The organism is Rhizobium sp. GN54 (assembly GCF_021026345.1).
Lineage (GTDB): Bacteria > Pseudomonadota > Alphaproteobacteria > Rhizobiales > Rhizobiaceae > Mycoplana.
Genome location: NZ_JAJNCZ010000001.1, coordinates 888,289 through 904,038, shown reverse-complemented (window position 1 = coordinate 904,038; position 15,750 = coordinate 888,289). Strand labels below are relative to the sequence as shown.

Below are 15,750 nucleotides of genomic sequence, written 5' to 3'. Positions count from 1 at the left end.
GTTCAGGCCGCGCGCCGGCCGGGGCGCGGCGGTGTACCTGTCCCGGTCATCAGCACGATCTCGCTGTAGCCGGCGTCGGCGAACCTGCCGATCGTCTCGACGACGCGATCCTCGTCCGCGCCCGGGATGGAGAGGATGATCTCGGCCTGTCCCGACGGCGTCAGCCGGTGCACGCCGGCGACATCGGCCGGGCCGCATTCGACGATGACGGTCTCGTAGGCATCCGAAAGCGCATCGACGATCATCGACAACCGATCGATGCCGCGCATCGCGCGCTTGATGTCGGCATTGCCGCGCGCGACGACGTGCGCGTCGGAAGCCTCGTCGCCGTGAAGGATATCGGCGAAGGCCGCATCGCTGACGAGCAGGTCCGTCACGCCGGCAAGGCGGGTCGTTCCCGTCATCAGCCGCGTCGGCAGGGCCGATCCGGTCAGGTCGACCAGCACGGTCTTGCGGCCCCTGTCCGCAATCGTGCGGGCCAAGGCCACGGTCGCGGCCGACCCGGCATCGCCGGACGGGGAAACGGCGATCGCGACGGCGACATCGTTCTCGGTCATGTTCCGCGCCACGGCGGCGACTGTGAAGTCGTCCTCGTCGTCGCCATCGTCCACGACAGGGGACGCTGCGAGGGACGCCGCATCGTCCTCCTCCTCGGCATCATACGCGGCCGGAACCGACCGGAAGTCCGGCGTCTGCGCCTCGGCGTAGGCGGCGATGCCCGCTCCGGCCACGGTCTGCCGTGCCGCGGCAACATCCGCACGAACAAGCGGTCGGCGCTCGACCTCCGCCTCGTCGGTGAAATCGCCGTCCGGCGCCGGATTGCCGGGCAAGACGGGCCGCAATCCGCGGCCGCTGAAGAGCTCGGCGAGCAGGATCGCCACCGAGGACAGAAGGAAGCCGGCGAGCCCGCCGACGATGGTGATCGGCAGCACCTTGGGGAACTGGCGCTCGGTCGGCGGAACGGCTGCGGAAATGATCCGCGCATCGGCCGGCGTCGAGCTGGCATCGGAACGGGACGTCGCCTCGCGGTAGCGGGCGAGATAGGTCTCCAGCAGCTGCCGCTGGGCCGTGGCCTCGCGCTCCAGCGCCTTCAGCCCGACCTCGTCCTCGCCGGCGCGGGCGCTGTCGGCCTTGACCGCGTTGAGCTGCTGGATCAGCTGCTGCTCGCGCAGGCGGGCGACCCTCGCGTCGTTTTCGAGGCTGGCGAGGATCTTCGAGGTTTCGGCGGTGATCTGGGCGCGGATCCCGGCAAGCTGGGAGCGCAGGCCCTTCAGGCGCGGATGCTGCTCGAGTAGGCTCGTCGAAAGGTCGGAGACCTGACCCTGGATCTGCGCCTCGCTTTCCTTCAGCCGCTGGATCATCTGCGAGCCGACGACGTCGCTCAGCGTATCGGGGGCGCCGCCGCTCTTCAGCACCGCGCGCACGCTCTCCGCCCTCGCCTCGGCCGTCGCCTTCTCGGTGCGGACGCGGGCGAGCTCGCCCGATACGTCGTTCAGCTGCTTGACGGCGAAGGTGGCGTTCTCCCCGGTCGGCAGGAGATCGGAGCTCGAGCGGTACTGCGCCACCTTCTCCTCCGCCTCGCGCACCTTCTCGCGCAGGTTGGCGATCTCGGGCTCGAGCCAGCGGCTCGCCTCGGAATTGGTGTCGAGCTTGGCCCCGCTCTGCAGCGACAGATAGACCTTGGCCATCTCGTTCGGAATGGCGGCGGCGAGCAGCGGGTCCTCCGAGGTGAACTGGATCGCGACCACGCGCGACTTCTCCACCTGATAGACGACGAGCTTGTCCTCGAACTCCTTGAGCACCCGCTCCTCCGGCGGCAGATCGAGCGGGTTCTTCTTCAGGCCGAAGGCGACCAGGATATCGGAGAGCGCGGACGGATTGGCGGCGGGATCGAACTCGGCAAGCTCATAGAGCTTCATGTCGCGGGCGACCTGCTTGATGAGGTCCGCCGACTTCAGGAGCTGGACCTGGCTGACGACGTCGAGTTCGTCGAACGCCGGCTCGCGCACGGCGCTGCGGTCGACGCCCGTCGTATAGGCCGGCTCGCGCGCCTCGATCAGCAGGCGTGTCTCGCTGCTGAAGGTTGGCGCGATCATGCTGGAAGCGGCAAACGCCAGGCCGGCGGAGACGACAGTCGCAAGCAGCACCTGCCCGCGCCTGTTCCAGATCGCACGGACCAGCCCGCCGAGGTCGATATCGACGTCGTCCTGTGCCCCATATCCGCCTGACATCTGCATACTCCGTGAACGCGCAGTTTCTTCGCACGGTAAACAATCATGGTAACCCAAGCGTTAATGCGGGCCACGCCTGCAACCCTGCATTCAAAAAACTGCCGCCGAACGCAGGAAACAGCATCCACGCGTTGCAACATTTACCGGCCATTAACCCTAACAGGAGGATAACGGCTGCAGACAGGAACCAATCCCGACAGGCAAGGCGAATGGCATTCGCAATTACAACCAGAGGCGCTGCGCTCGCAATCGCCGCCATTGCGACGGTCGTGATGACCGGTTGCAGCGGCTATCGCCCGGCACCGAAGTCGTTTCAGGAAGCGACGATCCAGCCCTACCGCCTCGACAGCGGCGACCGCCTGCGCGTGACCGTGTTCGAGCAGCAGAGCCTCAGCAACACCTATCTCGTGGACCAGGCCGGCTACATCGCCTTCCCGCTGGTCGGCTCGGTGCCCGCACGCGGCAAGACGATCCAGGAGATGGAGAGCATCATCGCCGGCAAGCTCAGGCAGGGCTACCTGCGCGATCCGGACGTATCGATCGAGGTGGCCAACTACCGCTCGATCTACCTCATGGGCGAGGTCGGCCAGGCGGGGCAGTACAGCTACGTGGCCGGCATGACGGTGCAGAACGCGATCGCCGTTGCCGGCGGCTTCTCACCGCGGGCGAACCAGTCGAACGTCGACGTGACCCGCAAGGTCAACGGAAGGATCATCACCGGGCGCATATCGATCTCCGAACCGATCCTCGCCGGCGACACCATCTATGTCCGCGAACGCCTGTTCTGATTCCGATGACCGACCAGGGACCGTTGCGCATCATCCATTGCTTCCGGTCTCCGATCGGCGGGATCTTCCGTCACGTGCGCGATCTCGCCGAGTATCACGCCCGCCAGGGCCACGAGGTCGGCATCGTCTGCGACAGCAGCACCGGCGGAACCTACGAGGACGCGCTGTTCGACGAGATCCGCCCCTTTCTCTCGCTCGGCGTCTTCCGCCTGCCCATCCGCCGCTCGGTCAACCCGGGCGATCTGCGGGCACTGTGGAAGAGCTATCGTGAAATCAGAAACTTGCGGCCGGATGTGCTTCACGGTCATGGCGCCAAGGGCGGCGCCATCGCCAGGCTCATCGGCTCAGTGTTGCGGGTCAACAGGTATCGCGTAGCCCGCCTCTATTCCCCGCATGGCGGCAGCCTGCACTTCACCCGCCAGACGATCGCGGGAAGGACGATCTTCCGCCTCGAACGCCTGTTCGAGTCCTTCACCGATGCCATCGTCTTCGTCTGCGACTTCGAGCGCGACACCTATGTCGCCAAGGTCGGCAAGCCGCGCTGCCGCAGCGAACGCATCTATAACGGCATCAGCGACCGCGACTTCGACACGGTCTACCCCCGGGAAGGGGCAGCGGACTTCCTCTATATCGGCATGCTGCGCGACCTGAAGGGGCCGGACGTGTTTATCGACGCCTTCGCCCGGGCCGAGCGCCGGGTCGGACGGCCGCTGTCGGCGCTGATGATCGGCGACGGGCCGGACGAGGACAAGTACGAGCGCACCATGCTGCAGCTCGGGCTTGGAAGGCGGATCGCCATGATGCCGGCGATGAAGGCGCGCGATGCCTTTGCCATGACGCATGCCGTCGTCGTTCCCTCCCGCGCCGAGGCCATGCCCTATATCGTGCTGGAGGCGCTGGCGGCCGACGTGCCCGTGATCGCCAGCCGTGTCGGTGGCATTCCCGAGGTCCTGGGCGAGGACAGCATCGCGCTCGCCGCCCCCGCCGACGCCGATGCGCTCGCCACCTGCATGGCGCTGTCGGTCACCGAGCCGAAATGGCGCTGCCGGGCCATGCCCGATCCCGAACGCTTCAAGGCCACCTTCTCGGCCTCGGTGATGGCCGCCACGACGATGACGCTCTATCGCGACCTGCTGCCGCCGGCAGGACGCAGCGCAGGTTGTACCGCTACATCACAACTCGCGTAAGCGTTTTCTTAGGAGCTCTGTGCTATCCGGTCGGGATTAACGTCCCGGGTGGAACCATGAACCATATCGACAAGCCAGATGCCTTCGATCCCGAGCAGATCCGGCGCAAGGTGTCGGAGGTGCGCACCATTGCCCAGGGCGTGCAGCCGGACCAGGAGGACGGCGGCAAGACGGTCGAGCTGAATGCGCTCGCGCAGCAGATCGCCCTGCAGTTCCGCGCCGAGAGCTATTCGCCGAACATGATTACCGGACTGCTGCGGCTTTTGGAGTTCAGCGTCCTGTTCCTGATCGGCTATGCGACCACCACCTTCTACGTCGCCCCGCCGATGGACCTCGTGCTGTTCTATGTCGGCGTGGTCGCCGGCGGGTCGGCGCTCGGGGTTCTCCTGCTGCATCTCGTCGACGCCTACCAGATCCCCTCGCTGCGCGCCGCCTGGCGGATGATCCCACGGATCCTCGGCGCCTGGGCGGTCGCCTTCGCGGCCATGGCGCTGGCGCTGTTCTTCTTCAAGACGGCGGAGGCGACCTCCCGCGTCTGGTTCGTGCTGTGGTTCGTGCTTGGCGCGCTCTATCTCGTCACTGAACGGCAGCTGATCGCCTATTCGATCCGGCGCTGGGCCCGCAACGGCACGATGGAGCGGCGCGCGGTGATCGCCGGCGGCGGCGAACCCGCCAAGGAGCTGATCCGGGCGCTGGAACGCCAGCCGGAGAACGACATCCGCATCTGCGGCATCTTCGACGACCGCGACGAGCGCCGTTCGCCCTCGGTCGTGGCGGGCTATCCGAAGCTCGGGACGATCGCCGAGCTGGTCGAATTCGCGCGGCTTGCCCGCATCGACATGCTGATCATCTCGCTGCCGCTTTCGGCCGAGGCGCGTATCCTGGCGCTTTTGAAGAAGCTCTGGGTGCTGCCGGTCGACATCCGGCTTGCGGCGCATTCGAACGGCCTGCGCTTCCGTCCGCGCAGCTATTCGCAGGTCGGCGCCGTGCACATGCTCGACATCTTCGACAAGCCGATCGCCGACTGGGACAAGGTCGCCAAGCGCATCTTCGACATCGCCTTCAGCGTGGTGGCGCTGCTCTTGCTCTGGCCGGTCATGATCGGGGCGGCGCTGGCGGTGAAATTCACCTCCAGGGGGCCGATCATCTTCAAGCAGAAGCGCCACGGCTTCAACAACGAGGTGATCGAGGTCTACAAGTTCCGCTCCATGTACACCGACATGGCCGACCCGACGGCGAAGGCCGCCGTCACCAAGGGCGATCCGCGCGTCACCCCGGTCGGCCGTTTCATCCGCAAGACCTCGATCGACGAGCTGCCGCAGCTCTTCAACGTGCTGAAAGGCGAGCTGTCGCTCGTCGGCCCGCGCCCGCACGCGATCCAGGCGCAGACGAACGACCGCAAGTATGTCGACGTGGTCGAGGGCTACTTCGCCCGCCACCGGGTCAAGCCCGGCGTCACCGGCTGGGCACAGATCAACGGCTGGCGCGGCGAGATCGACCATGACGACAAGATCCGCTACCGCACTGAGTTCGATCTCTATTACATCGAGAACTGGTCGCTGCTGTTCGACCTGAAGATCCTGTTCCTGACGCCGATCCGGCTGCTCAATACGGAAAACGCATATTGAGTACCGCCGCGATCCCGATGCGCCAGCCGATGCGGCCGCAGCTTGCGACCGTCGGCCTCATCGCCTCCTCCCTGGTGACGCTCGGGGTGTTCCTGTCCGGCTTCGTGATTTCCGAGCCGGCGCCCTACGAGCTCTTCATGGTCGGGCTGATCGGGATCTGGGCCGTCCTAGGCCTGCGCATCTCGCGCAGCGTTGCACCGCTGCTCGCGCTCTACCTCGCCTTCAACGTCGGCGGCATGCTGTCGCTCACCGTCATGCAGGACATGGCGGGCGGGCCGATGTATGTCGCCGTCTCGCTGTTTCTGGCGCTCTCCGCCGTCTTCTTCGCCGCCATCATCGAGGCGAAGCCGCAGCGGCTGCAACTGATCTTCCGAGCCTGGGTCGCCAGCGCGCTGATCACCGCATCTCTCGGCATCCTCGGCTACTTCAACGCCTTTCCCGGCAGCGAGGCGTTCACGCTCTACGACCGCGCCAAGGGCGCCTTCCAGGATCCCAACGTGTTCGGCCCCTTCCTCGTGGCCCCTGCCCTCTACCTGATGCACGGCCTGCTCGCGAACCGGCTGAGCCAGGCGCCGCTGAACGTCGCCGGCCTCCTGGTGATAGCGCTCGCGCTCTTCCTGTCGTTTTCGCGGGCCGCCTGGGCGCTGTTCCTGTTTTCCGCCTGCGCCATGGTCTTCGTGATGCTGCTCAAGGAGCGGACCGGCGCCTTCCGGCTGAAGATCCTCACCCTCAGCATCGTCGCGGTCGGCGCGATGGCGCTCGCCCTCATCGTGGCGCTGCAGATCCCGCAGGTCGCCGACCTCTTCTCCAGCCGCACCCAGCTCGTGCAGGACTATGACGGCGGCCATCTCGGCCGCTTCGCCCGGCACAGGCTCGGCTTCTTGATGTCGATGGAGCATCCGCTCGGGATCGGCCCGATGGTGTTCAGCACGATCTTTCCCGAAGACGAGCACAACATCTGGCTGAAATCGCTGACGAGCTACGGCTGGCTCGGCTTCCTCTCCTACCTGACGCTGGTGGCCTGGACGCTCTGGGCCGGGTTTCGCAACCTGCTGCTCAACCGGCCCTGGCAGCCCTACCTGATGATCGCCTACATCGCCTTTATCGGCCATACCGCCATCGGCTTCGTCATCGACACCGACCACTGGCGCCACTTCTATCTGATCGTCGGCATCATCTGGGGCTGCCTCGCGCTCGAGCACCGCCACCGGCGGCAGCACCTTGCCGCGAGGCGGGTGCCATGAAGCGGGCCGGCGACCGGGCCACGCGCCCCCTGCGGCTGATGCAGGTGCTGGAACCGAGCGGCGGCGGCTCGGGCCGGCATTTCCTCGACCTCTGCCGCGGCCTGAAGCAGCGCGGCCACATCGTCCACGCCGCCTATTCGCCACGCAGGGCGGAGGAGCGTTTCGTCGGCGAACTGCTGTCGCTCGGGCTCGATGGCATTCATCCCATCGACATGGCGCGCGCGCCCGGGCCATCGGATTTCGGCGCCTGGCGGCGCCTGCGCGGCCTGATGCGCGAACACGGGCCGTTCGACGCCGTCCACGGCCACAGCTCCAAGGCCGGCGCGCTGACGCGCCTCCGCCTGCCCGGCCCGCACGTGCCGCGGATCTATACCCCGCATGCCTTCCGCACCATGGATCCGGGCCTGGGACCGGCGGGTTACTTCGTCTACGGCCTGATCGAGCGCTGCCTCGCCCGCTTCCTGACCGACCAGCTGATCTGCGTCTCCGCCGACGAATACGCCCATGCGCGTGCGCTCGGCATGTCGCGCAGGAAGCTCTCGATCATCGTCAACGGCGTCGAGGAACCCGCCCACGGCCTGCGCCGGCGCATCCGCGCCGAACTCGCGCTCCCCGACAATGCGCTCGTCTTCGGCTTCGTCGGCAGGCTCTCGGCACAGAAGGCGCCGGAACGCCTGATCGACGCCTTCACCATCGCCGCCCGCATGCTGCCGCACGCCTATCTGCTGATGGTCGGCTCGGGCGAACTCGAGCGGCAGGTGCGCGAGAGGATCGCCAAAAGCCCCGCCGCCGACCGCATCCGGCTGACCATGCACTATACCGGCCGCCAGGCGATGGACGCGATCGACGTGCTGGCGATGCCGAGCCGCTACGAGGCGATGTCCTACGTGATGCTGGAAGCCGCCGCCGCCGGCAGGCCGCTGGTGCTGACCGAGGTCGGCGGCGCCTCGACGGTGCTGGAGGACGGCCGCAACGGCATCCTCGTCGCCAATGTCGACGACCCCGCCCAGTTCGCCCGCGCCCTGGTCAAGGCCTCCGACCCCAAGCGCCTCGCCCGCTACGAGACCGAAGCGGCGCGGAAGCAGGGCGACTACGGCCTGCCGCGGATGATCGCGGAGACGGAGGCGGTGTATCGGCGGATGGTAAAGTAGGAGAAGGGCCTACGCTGTCAGCTTCCCAAGCTGAACGTCTGTTGCCACGGCAACTGCACGGTTCCAATAATAGATTCTGAGCTTGGGGAGATTCGGCGTGGCGAGAAAACTCATAGGCAACATCAAGACCGCGGTAAGATGGATCCAACTCATTCTCTTCAATGTGATCGCGGTAATTTTTCTAGCCCTATCCTTCTTGTTGCTTTTTGAAGATCGGGCCGCAGCCGCAACTGTTGCGGCCTCCGTCGCTGTCGGCCTGTTGGTGATTTGCTACATTCCAATCCTGGATAGTTTCGAAATATTCGGTCTGAAGGCAAAGCTACGGCTGCAGGTGAGCGAGGCCGATAGAGCACTCGAAGCACTCAGAAACTACGCCACGGTATCCTCCAAAATTCTATCCGACCAGTTCAAATGGTCTCGTATTATGGCTGCGCCAACTCTGGACCAGACCGCCGATTGGTATGAAAGCCTCAATCGAAGCCTTGAAGAAATGCATGTTGATGAGGCGCAGTTGAGGCGAAACCAGCAGCCATTTCTCGACTATCTATCCTGGCAGCTCTTCAATATTTTCGAGAGGGTGGCGATCGAGAGAACTCAGGAGCGCATGACGGAGTTGCGGAAGGAAATGCAATCTACAAATAGCGTTCATCTGGCAACTGAGATCGACGCACTTAGTAGTTCCTTGGAGACTGATGTCCGGCACTTTGATGACCCGGCTTTGAGAAGCCTTTCAGTAAAAATCGAGCACCGTATCGGCCAGTTAAGGCTCGATCAGGATGATGTCCGCAAGCTTAGGGAGTTCGCCAGGGATCTGATCCGCCTATCTGACGAACTGCAAGCCACAAGAAGCGTGGGCGCGGAGACCCGCCGTTTGCTGGACGAGTATGAGATGGATGTCTTTCGCTGGAAACGGGATTTCTATCGGGTTTTCGGGCGCGAGGCGTAAGGACCCGTTCGCGAGGATTCCGTTCGGGCTCGGTGCGGTCCGCCATGTTGCGAGCTAAGTGCTAGGAAATCTGCAGGATGGCATCCTGTCTCGACCCGGTGCGACGGGTGCGCATCCAGGCTATTTTTTGCAAGACGAACACAGCAAGAACATCCGTGGGACTCTCGTGGGACTTTCTGTACCCTAACCTGCGTTTCCCCACCGTTTGTTCTTTTTCCGTTTGACCACCCATTTTTGCCCTTGCTTCCAAATGCCCGAGACTATAGGGCTTTCCTCGGTTCGGAGCGTAGCGCAGCCCGGTAGCGCACTTGACTGGGGGTCAAGGGGTCGTGGGTTCGAATCCCGCCGCTCCGACCATTTTCCCTTCCCCTTCACCGAGATATCGCCGGCAGTTGTTCCCGAGACAGGGTGACACCTTCGTGCGGAACGGGCTGTCCGTGGCCTGCAGCCCTCCTGCGTCGGATGGATTTGCCGAGATCGCCTTGCCTGAGGCTGGCGAACCGGAAGCCGTCGTCGGCCCGCCTCTCCATCTCGATGGCCTCCGGACAGTCCCGGCGTTTGCGCGTCAGGCGCCGGCGAGGGCGTGCGCCATGCGGGTGGTGGCGGCGATGCCGCCGTCGGCCGGGGTGAACGGGGCGCGGAGCGCGGCCTGCCGCTGGCGGTTGCGGCGGTCGCCGGCGACCGGCATGCCGGCCTCGAGGCAGGCGAAGGCGAAGGCCTCGCGGGCGACCGGCGCGGGCAAGGAGCGCCCCAGCACCTCGCGGCACTGGCGGATCGCCCGCTCGTAGAGCGCGCCGTCACGGGTCGGCCATTCGTTTTCAAGGAAATCCAGCGCGTCGTAGATGCAGGAGAAGGTGCGCGTCAGTCCGGATTGCAGATGAACGCGGACCGGATCGGTCCAGCGCGGATAGAGGCTGTTCATTTCGGGGTCTCCTGGGCCCTGCATGCTTCTGTGCGCATCCGATAGGTGAGTCGCATGACGATAGCGCGACGGCTGCCCGTCGCGCTTCCCCGGCTGCTCCCCTGGCGGCATCCCTTGACGGCATGGCCTGACGGCTGCGCGGACGGGGAACGCCGAGCGCTTCGGCTTGTTCCGCCCCGATGGGAATTTGGTCGAAGACGACGGGCTGCGGTCCCGGGATGCGGGCGCTGGCGTCGGCCATGCGGTCGAGCCTGCGGGTTCCGCCTCAGCCCGGCGGCGAGAAGACGAGTACGCTCGCGCCGGGCGCGGTCACCTGTTCCTGCGCTTCCGTCTCCTCGAACGGTGCCGCGGCGCCAGTGTCGAGAAGGCGCCGCCAGCGCGTCACGCCATTCGGCGACGGCAGCCGGATCTCGCTGTCGCCGCCGGCGTTGAACACGAGCAGGAGGTGGTCGGCGATCTGCTGCCCGTCTTCGACCTGGACCGTCTTCGCCAGATAGAGCATGACGAAACGGCGGCCGGCGTCGCTCCAGGCTGCCTCGTCCATCGGATGGCCGTCTTCCCGGTACCAGGCGATCTCCACCGGGCCGTCGCCGCTGTCGCCGTCCGCGAACCGCTCCGGCCGCAGGCAGCCGTGCTCCTTGCGCAGCGCGATCATCCGGCGGCAGAAGTCGAGGAAGGGGTCATCGAGGCCGCTCCAGTCGGTCCAGCCGATCTCGTTGTCCTGGCAGTAGGCGTTGTTGTTGCCGCCCTGGCTGTTTTTCGCCTCGTCGCCGCCGAGGATCATCGGCACGCCCTGGCTGAGCAGCAGCGTCGCCATCATGTTGCGGCGGCGGCGGGCGCGCGCCTCGGCGATGCCGGGATCGTCCGTCGGCCCTTCCCATCCCATATTGTGCGAATGGTTGGCCGAATGGCCGTCGCGGTTGTCCTCGCCGTTCGCTTCGTTGTGCTTGCCGTCATAGGAGACGGTGTCGGCCAGGGTGAAGCCGTCATGGGCGCTCAGCAGGTTGACCGAGGTGGTCGCGCCGCGGTCGGAATGGTTGAACTGCACGGCCGATCCGGTCAGGCGCTGCGCCAGGCCGGAGACCAGCCCCTCGTTGCCCTTCCAGTAGCGGCGCACGTCGTCGCGGTACTTGTCGTTCCACTCGCGGAACGGATGCGGGAAGCCGCCGACCTGGTAGCCGCCGTCGCCGACGTCCCACGGCTCGGCGATCAGCTTGACGCCGGCGAGCACCGGATCCTGCCGGATCGCGTCGAAGAAGCCGCCGTCGCGGTCGAACTCGACGTGGCGGGTGCGGCCGAGTGTGCTGGCGAGATCGAAGCGGAAACCGTCGACATGCATGACGCCGACCCAGTAGCGCAGGCTGTCGAGCACCATGCGCAGCACCATCGGATGGGCGACGTTCAGCGTGTTGCCGGTTCCGGTCGTGTCGTAGCTGTGGCGCTTGTCCTCCGGCGACAGGCGGTAGTAGCTGAGATTGTCCAGTCCACGGAAACTCAGGGTCGGGCCGCGTTCCGAGCCTTCGGCGGTGTGGTTGTAGACCACGTCCATGATCACCTCGATGCCGGCCTTGTGGAAGCGCTTGACCATCGTCTTGAACTCGGTGATCCGGTCGCCGGACATGAAGCGCGGCTGCGGCGCGAAGAAGCCGAGCGTCTGGTAGCCCCAGTAGTTCTTCAGCCCCTTTTCGAGCAGGTAGCGATCGTCGGGGAAATACTGGATCGGCAGGACCTCGACCGCGGTGATGCCGAGTTTCACCAGATGGTCGACGATCGGATCGCTGCACATGCCGAGGAAGGTGCCGCGCAGGTCCCCGGGCACGTCGGGGTGCAGCATTGTCATGCCGCGCACGTGTGCCTCGTAGATGATCGTGTCGGTCCAGGGCCGGCGGATCGCCTCGTCGCCGTCCCAGTCGAAATTCGGGTCCTGCACCACGCCCTTCAGCGCAAACGGCGCGCTGTCGCGCTCGTCGAAGGAGAGATCGCCCTCCTCCGCCCCGATCCGGTAGCCGTAGAGCGCGTCGTCCCAGACGAGTTCGCCCTTGATCTGCTTGGCATAGGGATCGAGCAGCAGCTTGTTCGAGTTGAAGCGGTGGCCGGCGGAGGGGTCATAGGGGCCGTGCGCGCGGTAGCCGTAGACGGTGCCGGGCTTCAGCCCCGCGATATAGCCGGACCAGATGTCGCCCTCGCGCTTGGGCAGCGCCATCCGCGCCGTCTCCTCCTGGCCGTCGGGCGAGAAGAGGCAGAGATCGATGCTCTCGGCATGGGCGGAGAACACCGCGAAATGCACGCCGTCGCCGGTGAACTCGGCACCCAGTTCCGGCTTGAGGAAGTCGAGTTCGGAGAAGGTCATGGCCATGGTCGTGCCGCCCCATCGGTTCGTTTGGTTTTGAGATCTGCCCTCGGGCCCTTGCCAGTGCGACATGGACTGTCGCTACATGGGCCGGCGTGACATTTCGGGTGTGACATTGCCGATGCCCCTGCGCCGATGTCCCCTGTGCCGATGTCTCCTGTGCCCGGCCAGCCTGCCCCGGCCGGCGTGCTGACGCCGTGCCTGCAACGCGGCACCGGGGCGAAAGTTCCGTGCGGGTGCATCCGGCAATGCAAAATTCCCTCACGACCGGGGGCGGAACTTTCCCCCTTCCCCGTCATTTCCCGAGGCAGAAAGGCAGGTTGTCATGATCCCCTCCCATCCTCCATTGAACGTGCATTACGATCCGGCGAGCAAGACCGCCCTGCTCCAGTTCGGCAGGCGCAGCACCGTGCTGCACGATCTTCCGACCCTGCAGAAGGCCGAGGACGCGGCCCGCGCGTTCGCCTCGAGCAACTGGGGCTATGTCGAAGAGAAAGCGGGCGCGCCACCGGAAGACCACCCTGCGGCCGGCAACGCCTGAGGCGGATCGTCATCCCGTTGCGATCCGGTCCCCGGGATGGCACAAGGCGGAGATGGACCAGGGTGACATAGACCTGAATGATGCGACGGGCTGGCAGGACTTCTTCGATCGCGACGCGCAGGCCGTTGCGCCGGACCTGATCGGCGTGCAGCTTGCGATCGACGGCGTCGGCGGCGTGATCGTGGAGACGGAAGCCTATGCGCCCGATGACCCCGCCTCGCACAGCTTCCGCGGCGAGACCCCGCGCAACCGCGCGATGTTCGGCCCGCCCGCCCATGCCTATGTCTATCGTTCCTATGGCATCCACTGGTGCCTGAACCTGGTCTGCCGTCCCGGCAGCGCGGTGCTGATCCGTGCGATCGAGCCGACGACGGGGATCGAGGCGATGCGCAAGCGGCGCGGGCTGGACGATCTGCGGCGGCTTTGCGCCGGTCCCGGCCGGCTCTGCCAGGCGCTCGGCGTGACGGACGCGCTCGACGGCCTGCCCGTCACCCTTCCGCCGTTCCGGATCGCGCCCGCGACGGCGCCTGCAGCCGTAGGCTCCGGGGTTCGCATCGGGTTGACCAAGGCGGTCGACGTTCCCTGGCGGTTCGGGCTGGGCGGCTCGCCGTTCCTGAGCCGCAAGCTCTGAGGGGTATTTCGGCCGGGGCCGGCCGGCGTTCGCCCGCCGGACGCGGCTTCTACTATCTCACCTGATCGAGCAGGCGCTTGCATTCCAAGAGGTCGTAGAGCGCTTCCTGGAGAAGGGCGCGGTCCTCCTTGCCGACACTGCTCTTGCCGATCGAGATTTCCGGCGCATCCTCGTTGCCGCCGCCGACGAAGGAGAAGAAGCGACGGCTGGTCGGCGCCTTGGCGCGGCCGACGATCTGGTCGTCGTCCGCCGTCTTCGGCGCCGCCGGCTCTTCCTGGCTGGCGGCGGCCAGCGCCTCGACGGTGGCAAGGTCGCCGCTGGCGATGGCCGCCACGAACTTGTTGCCGTTGTTCTTCAAAAGCTTCTGGACGCCCTTGATCGTATAGCCGTGATCGTAGAGCAGGTGGCGGATGCCCTTCAAAAGCTCGACGTCGTCGGGGCGGTAGTAGCGTCGCCCGCCGCCGCGCTTCATCGGCTTGATCTGGGAAAACCGCGTCTCCCAGAAGCGCAGGACATGCTGCGGCAGGTCGAGATCGTCCGCGACCTCGCTGATGGTGCGGAAGGCGTCGGGGCTCTTCTCCATCGAAACTCCTCACCGAAAAGCTTTTTCGACTCACGTTCCGGGCGCGCCGGCTGAGTCTTTGCATTTCAGCGGGTTGTCACACTTTTTTCAAGCGGAGAATCGGGGCCGTCCCAAGGCGATCCGCGATCAGGGCGCCGGCGCCTGCACCTTCTGCCTGGTCTTGCGGGCGGTGTGGGCCTTGAGAACGCGCTGCTTGAGCACGTTGGAGGCCTTGAACGTCATGACCCGGCGCGGCGAGATCGGCACTTCCTCGCCCGTCTTCGGGTTGCGGCCGATGCGCTCGTTCTTGTCGCGGACCTGGAACGTCGCGAAGGATGACAGCTTCACGCTTTCGCCACGGACGATGGCGTTGCAGATCTCATCGATCACGGTTTCGACGAGTTCCGCCGATTCTGTCCTGGAGAGACCGACCTTCCGAAAAACGGATTCGGCCAAATCTGCGCGTGTCACGGTTTTGCCGCTCATCTTCTCCCACCGTTTTCTTATTGAAAGCGCTTGCTTATCCGGCAAGAGTATTGCCCTTGCCGCTGTCGGTCAAGCACCGTTGAAGTAGGGGGCCGGGGCATTTTTCCTACCAGCGAAGCAGCACCGCGCCCCAGGTGAAACCGCCGCCCATCGCTTCCAGGAGCACCAGGTCGCCCTTCTTGATACGACCGTCGGCGGCAGCGGATGCGAGCGCCAGCGGGATGGAGGCGGCGGACGTGTTCCCGTGCAGGTCGACGGTGACGACGACTTTCTCCAGCGGAATGCCGAGCTTCTTGGCCGATCCGTCGATGATGCGGCGGTTGGCCTGGTGCGGAACCAGCCAGTCGAGGTCCTCGATCGACAGGCCGGTGGCGTCGAAGGCGGCGACGATCACGTCGGTGATCATGCCGACGGCATGCTTGAAGACCTCGCGGCCCTCCATGCGCAGATGGCCGACGGTGCCGGTGCTTGACGGACCGCCGTCGACGTAGAGCTTTTCGAGATGGGCGCCGTCGGAACGGAGCTGGGCCGTCAGCACGCCGCGGTCGGCCACCGTCCCCTCGCCCTCCTGCGCCTCCAGCACGATCGCGCCCGCGCCGTCGCCGAAGAGCACGCAGGTCGTGCGATCGGTCCAGTCGAGGATGCGCGAGAAGGTCTCCGCGCCGATGACCAGCACCCGGCGCGCCAGTCCGCCGCGGATATAGGCGTCGGCCGTCGCCATGCCGTAGACGAAGCCCGAACAGACCGCCTGGAGGTCGAAGGCGTAGCCATGGTGCATGCCGAGGCGGTTCTGGATGTTGACGGCGGTGGCCGGGAAGGTGTTGTCCGGGGTGGAGGTCGCGACGATGATGAGATCGATGTCGGCCGCCGTCAGCCCTGCCCTGTCGAGCGCCTCGCGCGCCGCCGCCTCGCCGAGCGAGGCCGTCGTCTCGCCTTCGCCGGCGATGTAGCGCTGGCGGATGCCGGTCCGCTGCACGATCCACTCGTCGGACGTGTCGACCATGCTCTCCAGCTCACGATTGGTGAGCACCCGCTTCGGAAGCGACGTCCCGAAACCGCGAACCACTGAACGGATCATCTTTG

14 protein-coding genes and 1 tRNA gene are annotated in these 15,750 nt (G+C 65.8%); 9 read left to right on the top strand and 6 right to left on the bottom strand.

Features of this window, described 5'->3' with window-relative positions; genetic code table 11:
- Window positions 1-2: 2 nt before the first annotated feature.
- Window positions 3-2,231: a GumC family protein gene (locus tag LQK81_RS04315; RefSeq protein WP_230803706.1), complete on the bottom strand. Its 2,229-nt coding sequence runs from the start codon at window positions 2,229-2,231 to the stop codon at window positions 3-5.
- A 209-nt stretch (window positions 2,232-2,440) separates the two neighbouring features.
- Here LQK81_RS04315 and LQK81_RS04310 point away from each other — a divergent pair, with 209 nt between their 5' ends.
- The 7 genes from LQK81_RS04310 (at window position 2,441) to LQK81_RS04280 (ending at window position 9,532) form a co-directional block, all read left to right on the top strand.
- Window positions 2,441-3,019 (top strand): polysaccharide biosynthesis/export family protein, encoded by a 579-nt coding sequence (locus LQK81_RS04310; RefSeq protein WP_230803704.1) that lies wholly within the window; start codon window positions 2,441-2,443, stop codon window positions 3,017-3,019.
- Window positions 3,020-3,024: 5 nt separating this feature from the next.
- Entirely contained in the window at window positions 3,025-4,206 is a 1,182-nt protein-coding gene (locus tag LQK81_RS04305; RefSeq protein WP_230803700.1) for a glycosyltransferase family 4 protein, read from the top strand.
- 56 nt (window positions 4,207-4,262) lie between these two features.
- Complete coding sequence (locus LQK81_RS04300) at window positions 4,263-5,834, top strand: undecaprenyl-phosphate glucose phosphotransferase (protein ID WP_230803699.1); 1,572 nt, start codon at window positions 4,263-4,265, stop codon at window positions 5,832-5,834.
- 17 nt (window positions 5,835-5,851) lie between these two features.
- Window positions 5,852-7,078, top strand: coding sequence for an O-antigen ligase family protein (locus tag LQK81_RS04295; protein ID WP_230804426.1), 1,227 nt, complete (start codon window positions 5,852-5,854; stop codon window positions 7,076-7,078).
- Entirely contained in the window at window positions 7,075-8,229 is a 1,155-nt protein-coding gene (locus tag LQK81_RS04290; protein ID WP_230803698.1) for a glycosyltransferase, read from the top strand. Before LQK81_RS04295 ends, LQK81_RS04290 begins: the two co-directional genes overlap by 4 nt.
- Before the next feature lie 97 nt (window positions 8,230-8,326).
- A complete protein-coding gene (locus tag LQK81_RS04285; protein WP_230803697.1) occupies window positions 8,327-9,175 on the top strand; it encodes a hypothetical protein in 849 nt (282 codons plus the stop codon).
- A 280-nt stretch (window positions 9,176-9,455) separates the two neighbouring features.
- Window positions 9,456-9,532, top strand: a tRNA-Pro gene (locus tag LQK81_RS04280).
- A 208-nt stretch (window positions 9,533-9,740) separates the two neighbouring features.
- Here LQK81_RS04280 and LQK81_RS04275 read toward each other — a convergent pair.
- Window positions 9,741-10,097, bottom strand: coding sequence for a DUF982 domain-containing protein (locus LQK81_RS04275; RefSeq protein WP_230803695.1), 357 nt, complete (start codon window positions 10,095-10,097; stop codon window positions 9,741-9,743).
- Window positions 10,098-10,362: 265 nt separating this feature from the next.
- On the bottom strand, window positions 10,363-12,453 hold the full coding sequence (gene glgX, locus LQK81_RS04270) for a glycogen debranching protein GlgX (RefSeq protein ID WP_230803694.1): 2,091 nt from the start codon (window positions 12,451-12,453) through the stop codon (window positions 10,363-10,365).
- 319 nt (window positions 12,454-12,772) lie between these two features.
- Between glgX and LQK81_RS04265 the strand changes: the two genes are divergently transcribed.
- A complete protein-coding gene (locus tag LQK81_RS04265) occupies window positions 12,773-12,988 on the top strand; it encodes a hypothetical protein (RefSeq protein ID WP_230803693.1) in 216 nt (71 codons plus the stop codon).
- 52 nt (window positions 12,989-13,040) lie between these two features.
- Window positions 13,041-13,619, top strand: a complete 579-nt coding sequence (locus LQK81_RS04260) for a DNA-3-methyladenine glycosylase (protein ID WP_230803692.1) — start codon at window positions 13,041-13,043, stop codon at window positions 13,617-13,619.
- Between the two features lie 52 nt (window positions 13,620-13,671).
- On the opposite strand, the gene LQK81_RS04255 is transcribed toward LQK81_RS04260, so the two are convergent.
- The 3 genes from LQK81_RS04255 to LQK81_RS04245 form a co-directional block, all read right to left on the bottom strand.
- Complete coding sequence (locus LQK81_RS04255) at window positions 13,672-14,202, bottom strand: MerR family transcriptional regulator (protein WP_230803690.1); 531 nt, start codon at window positions 14,200-14,202, stop codon at window positions 13,672-13,674.
- A gap of 126 nt (window positions 14,203-14,328) precedes the next feature.
- The gene (locus LQK81_RS04250; RefSeq protein WP_230803689.1) at window positions 14,329-14,667 is read right to left on the bottom strand and encodes an integration host factor subunit alpha; all 339 of its coding nucleotides are present in this window, start codon (window positions 14,665-14,667) and stop codon (window positions 14,329-14,331) included.
- Window positions 14,668-14,773: 106 nt separating this feature from the next.
- Entirely contained in the window at window positions 14,774-15,745 is a 972-nt protein-coding gene (locus LQK81_RS04245; RefSeq protein ID WP_230803688.1) for a beta-ketoacyl-ACP synthase III, read from the bottom strand.
- Between the last annotated feature and the right edge of the window lie 5 nt (window positions 15,746-15,750).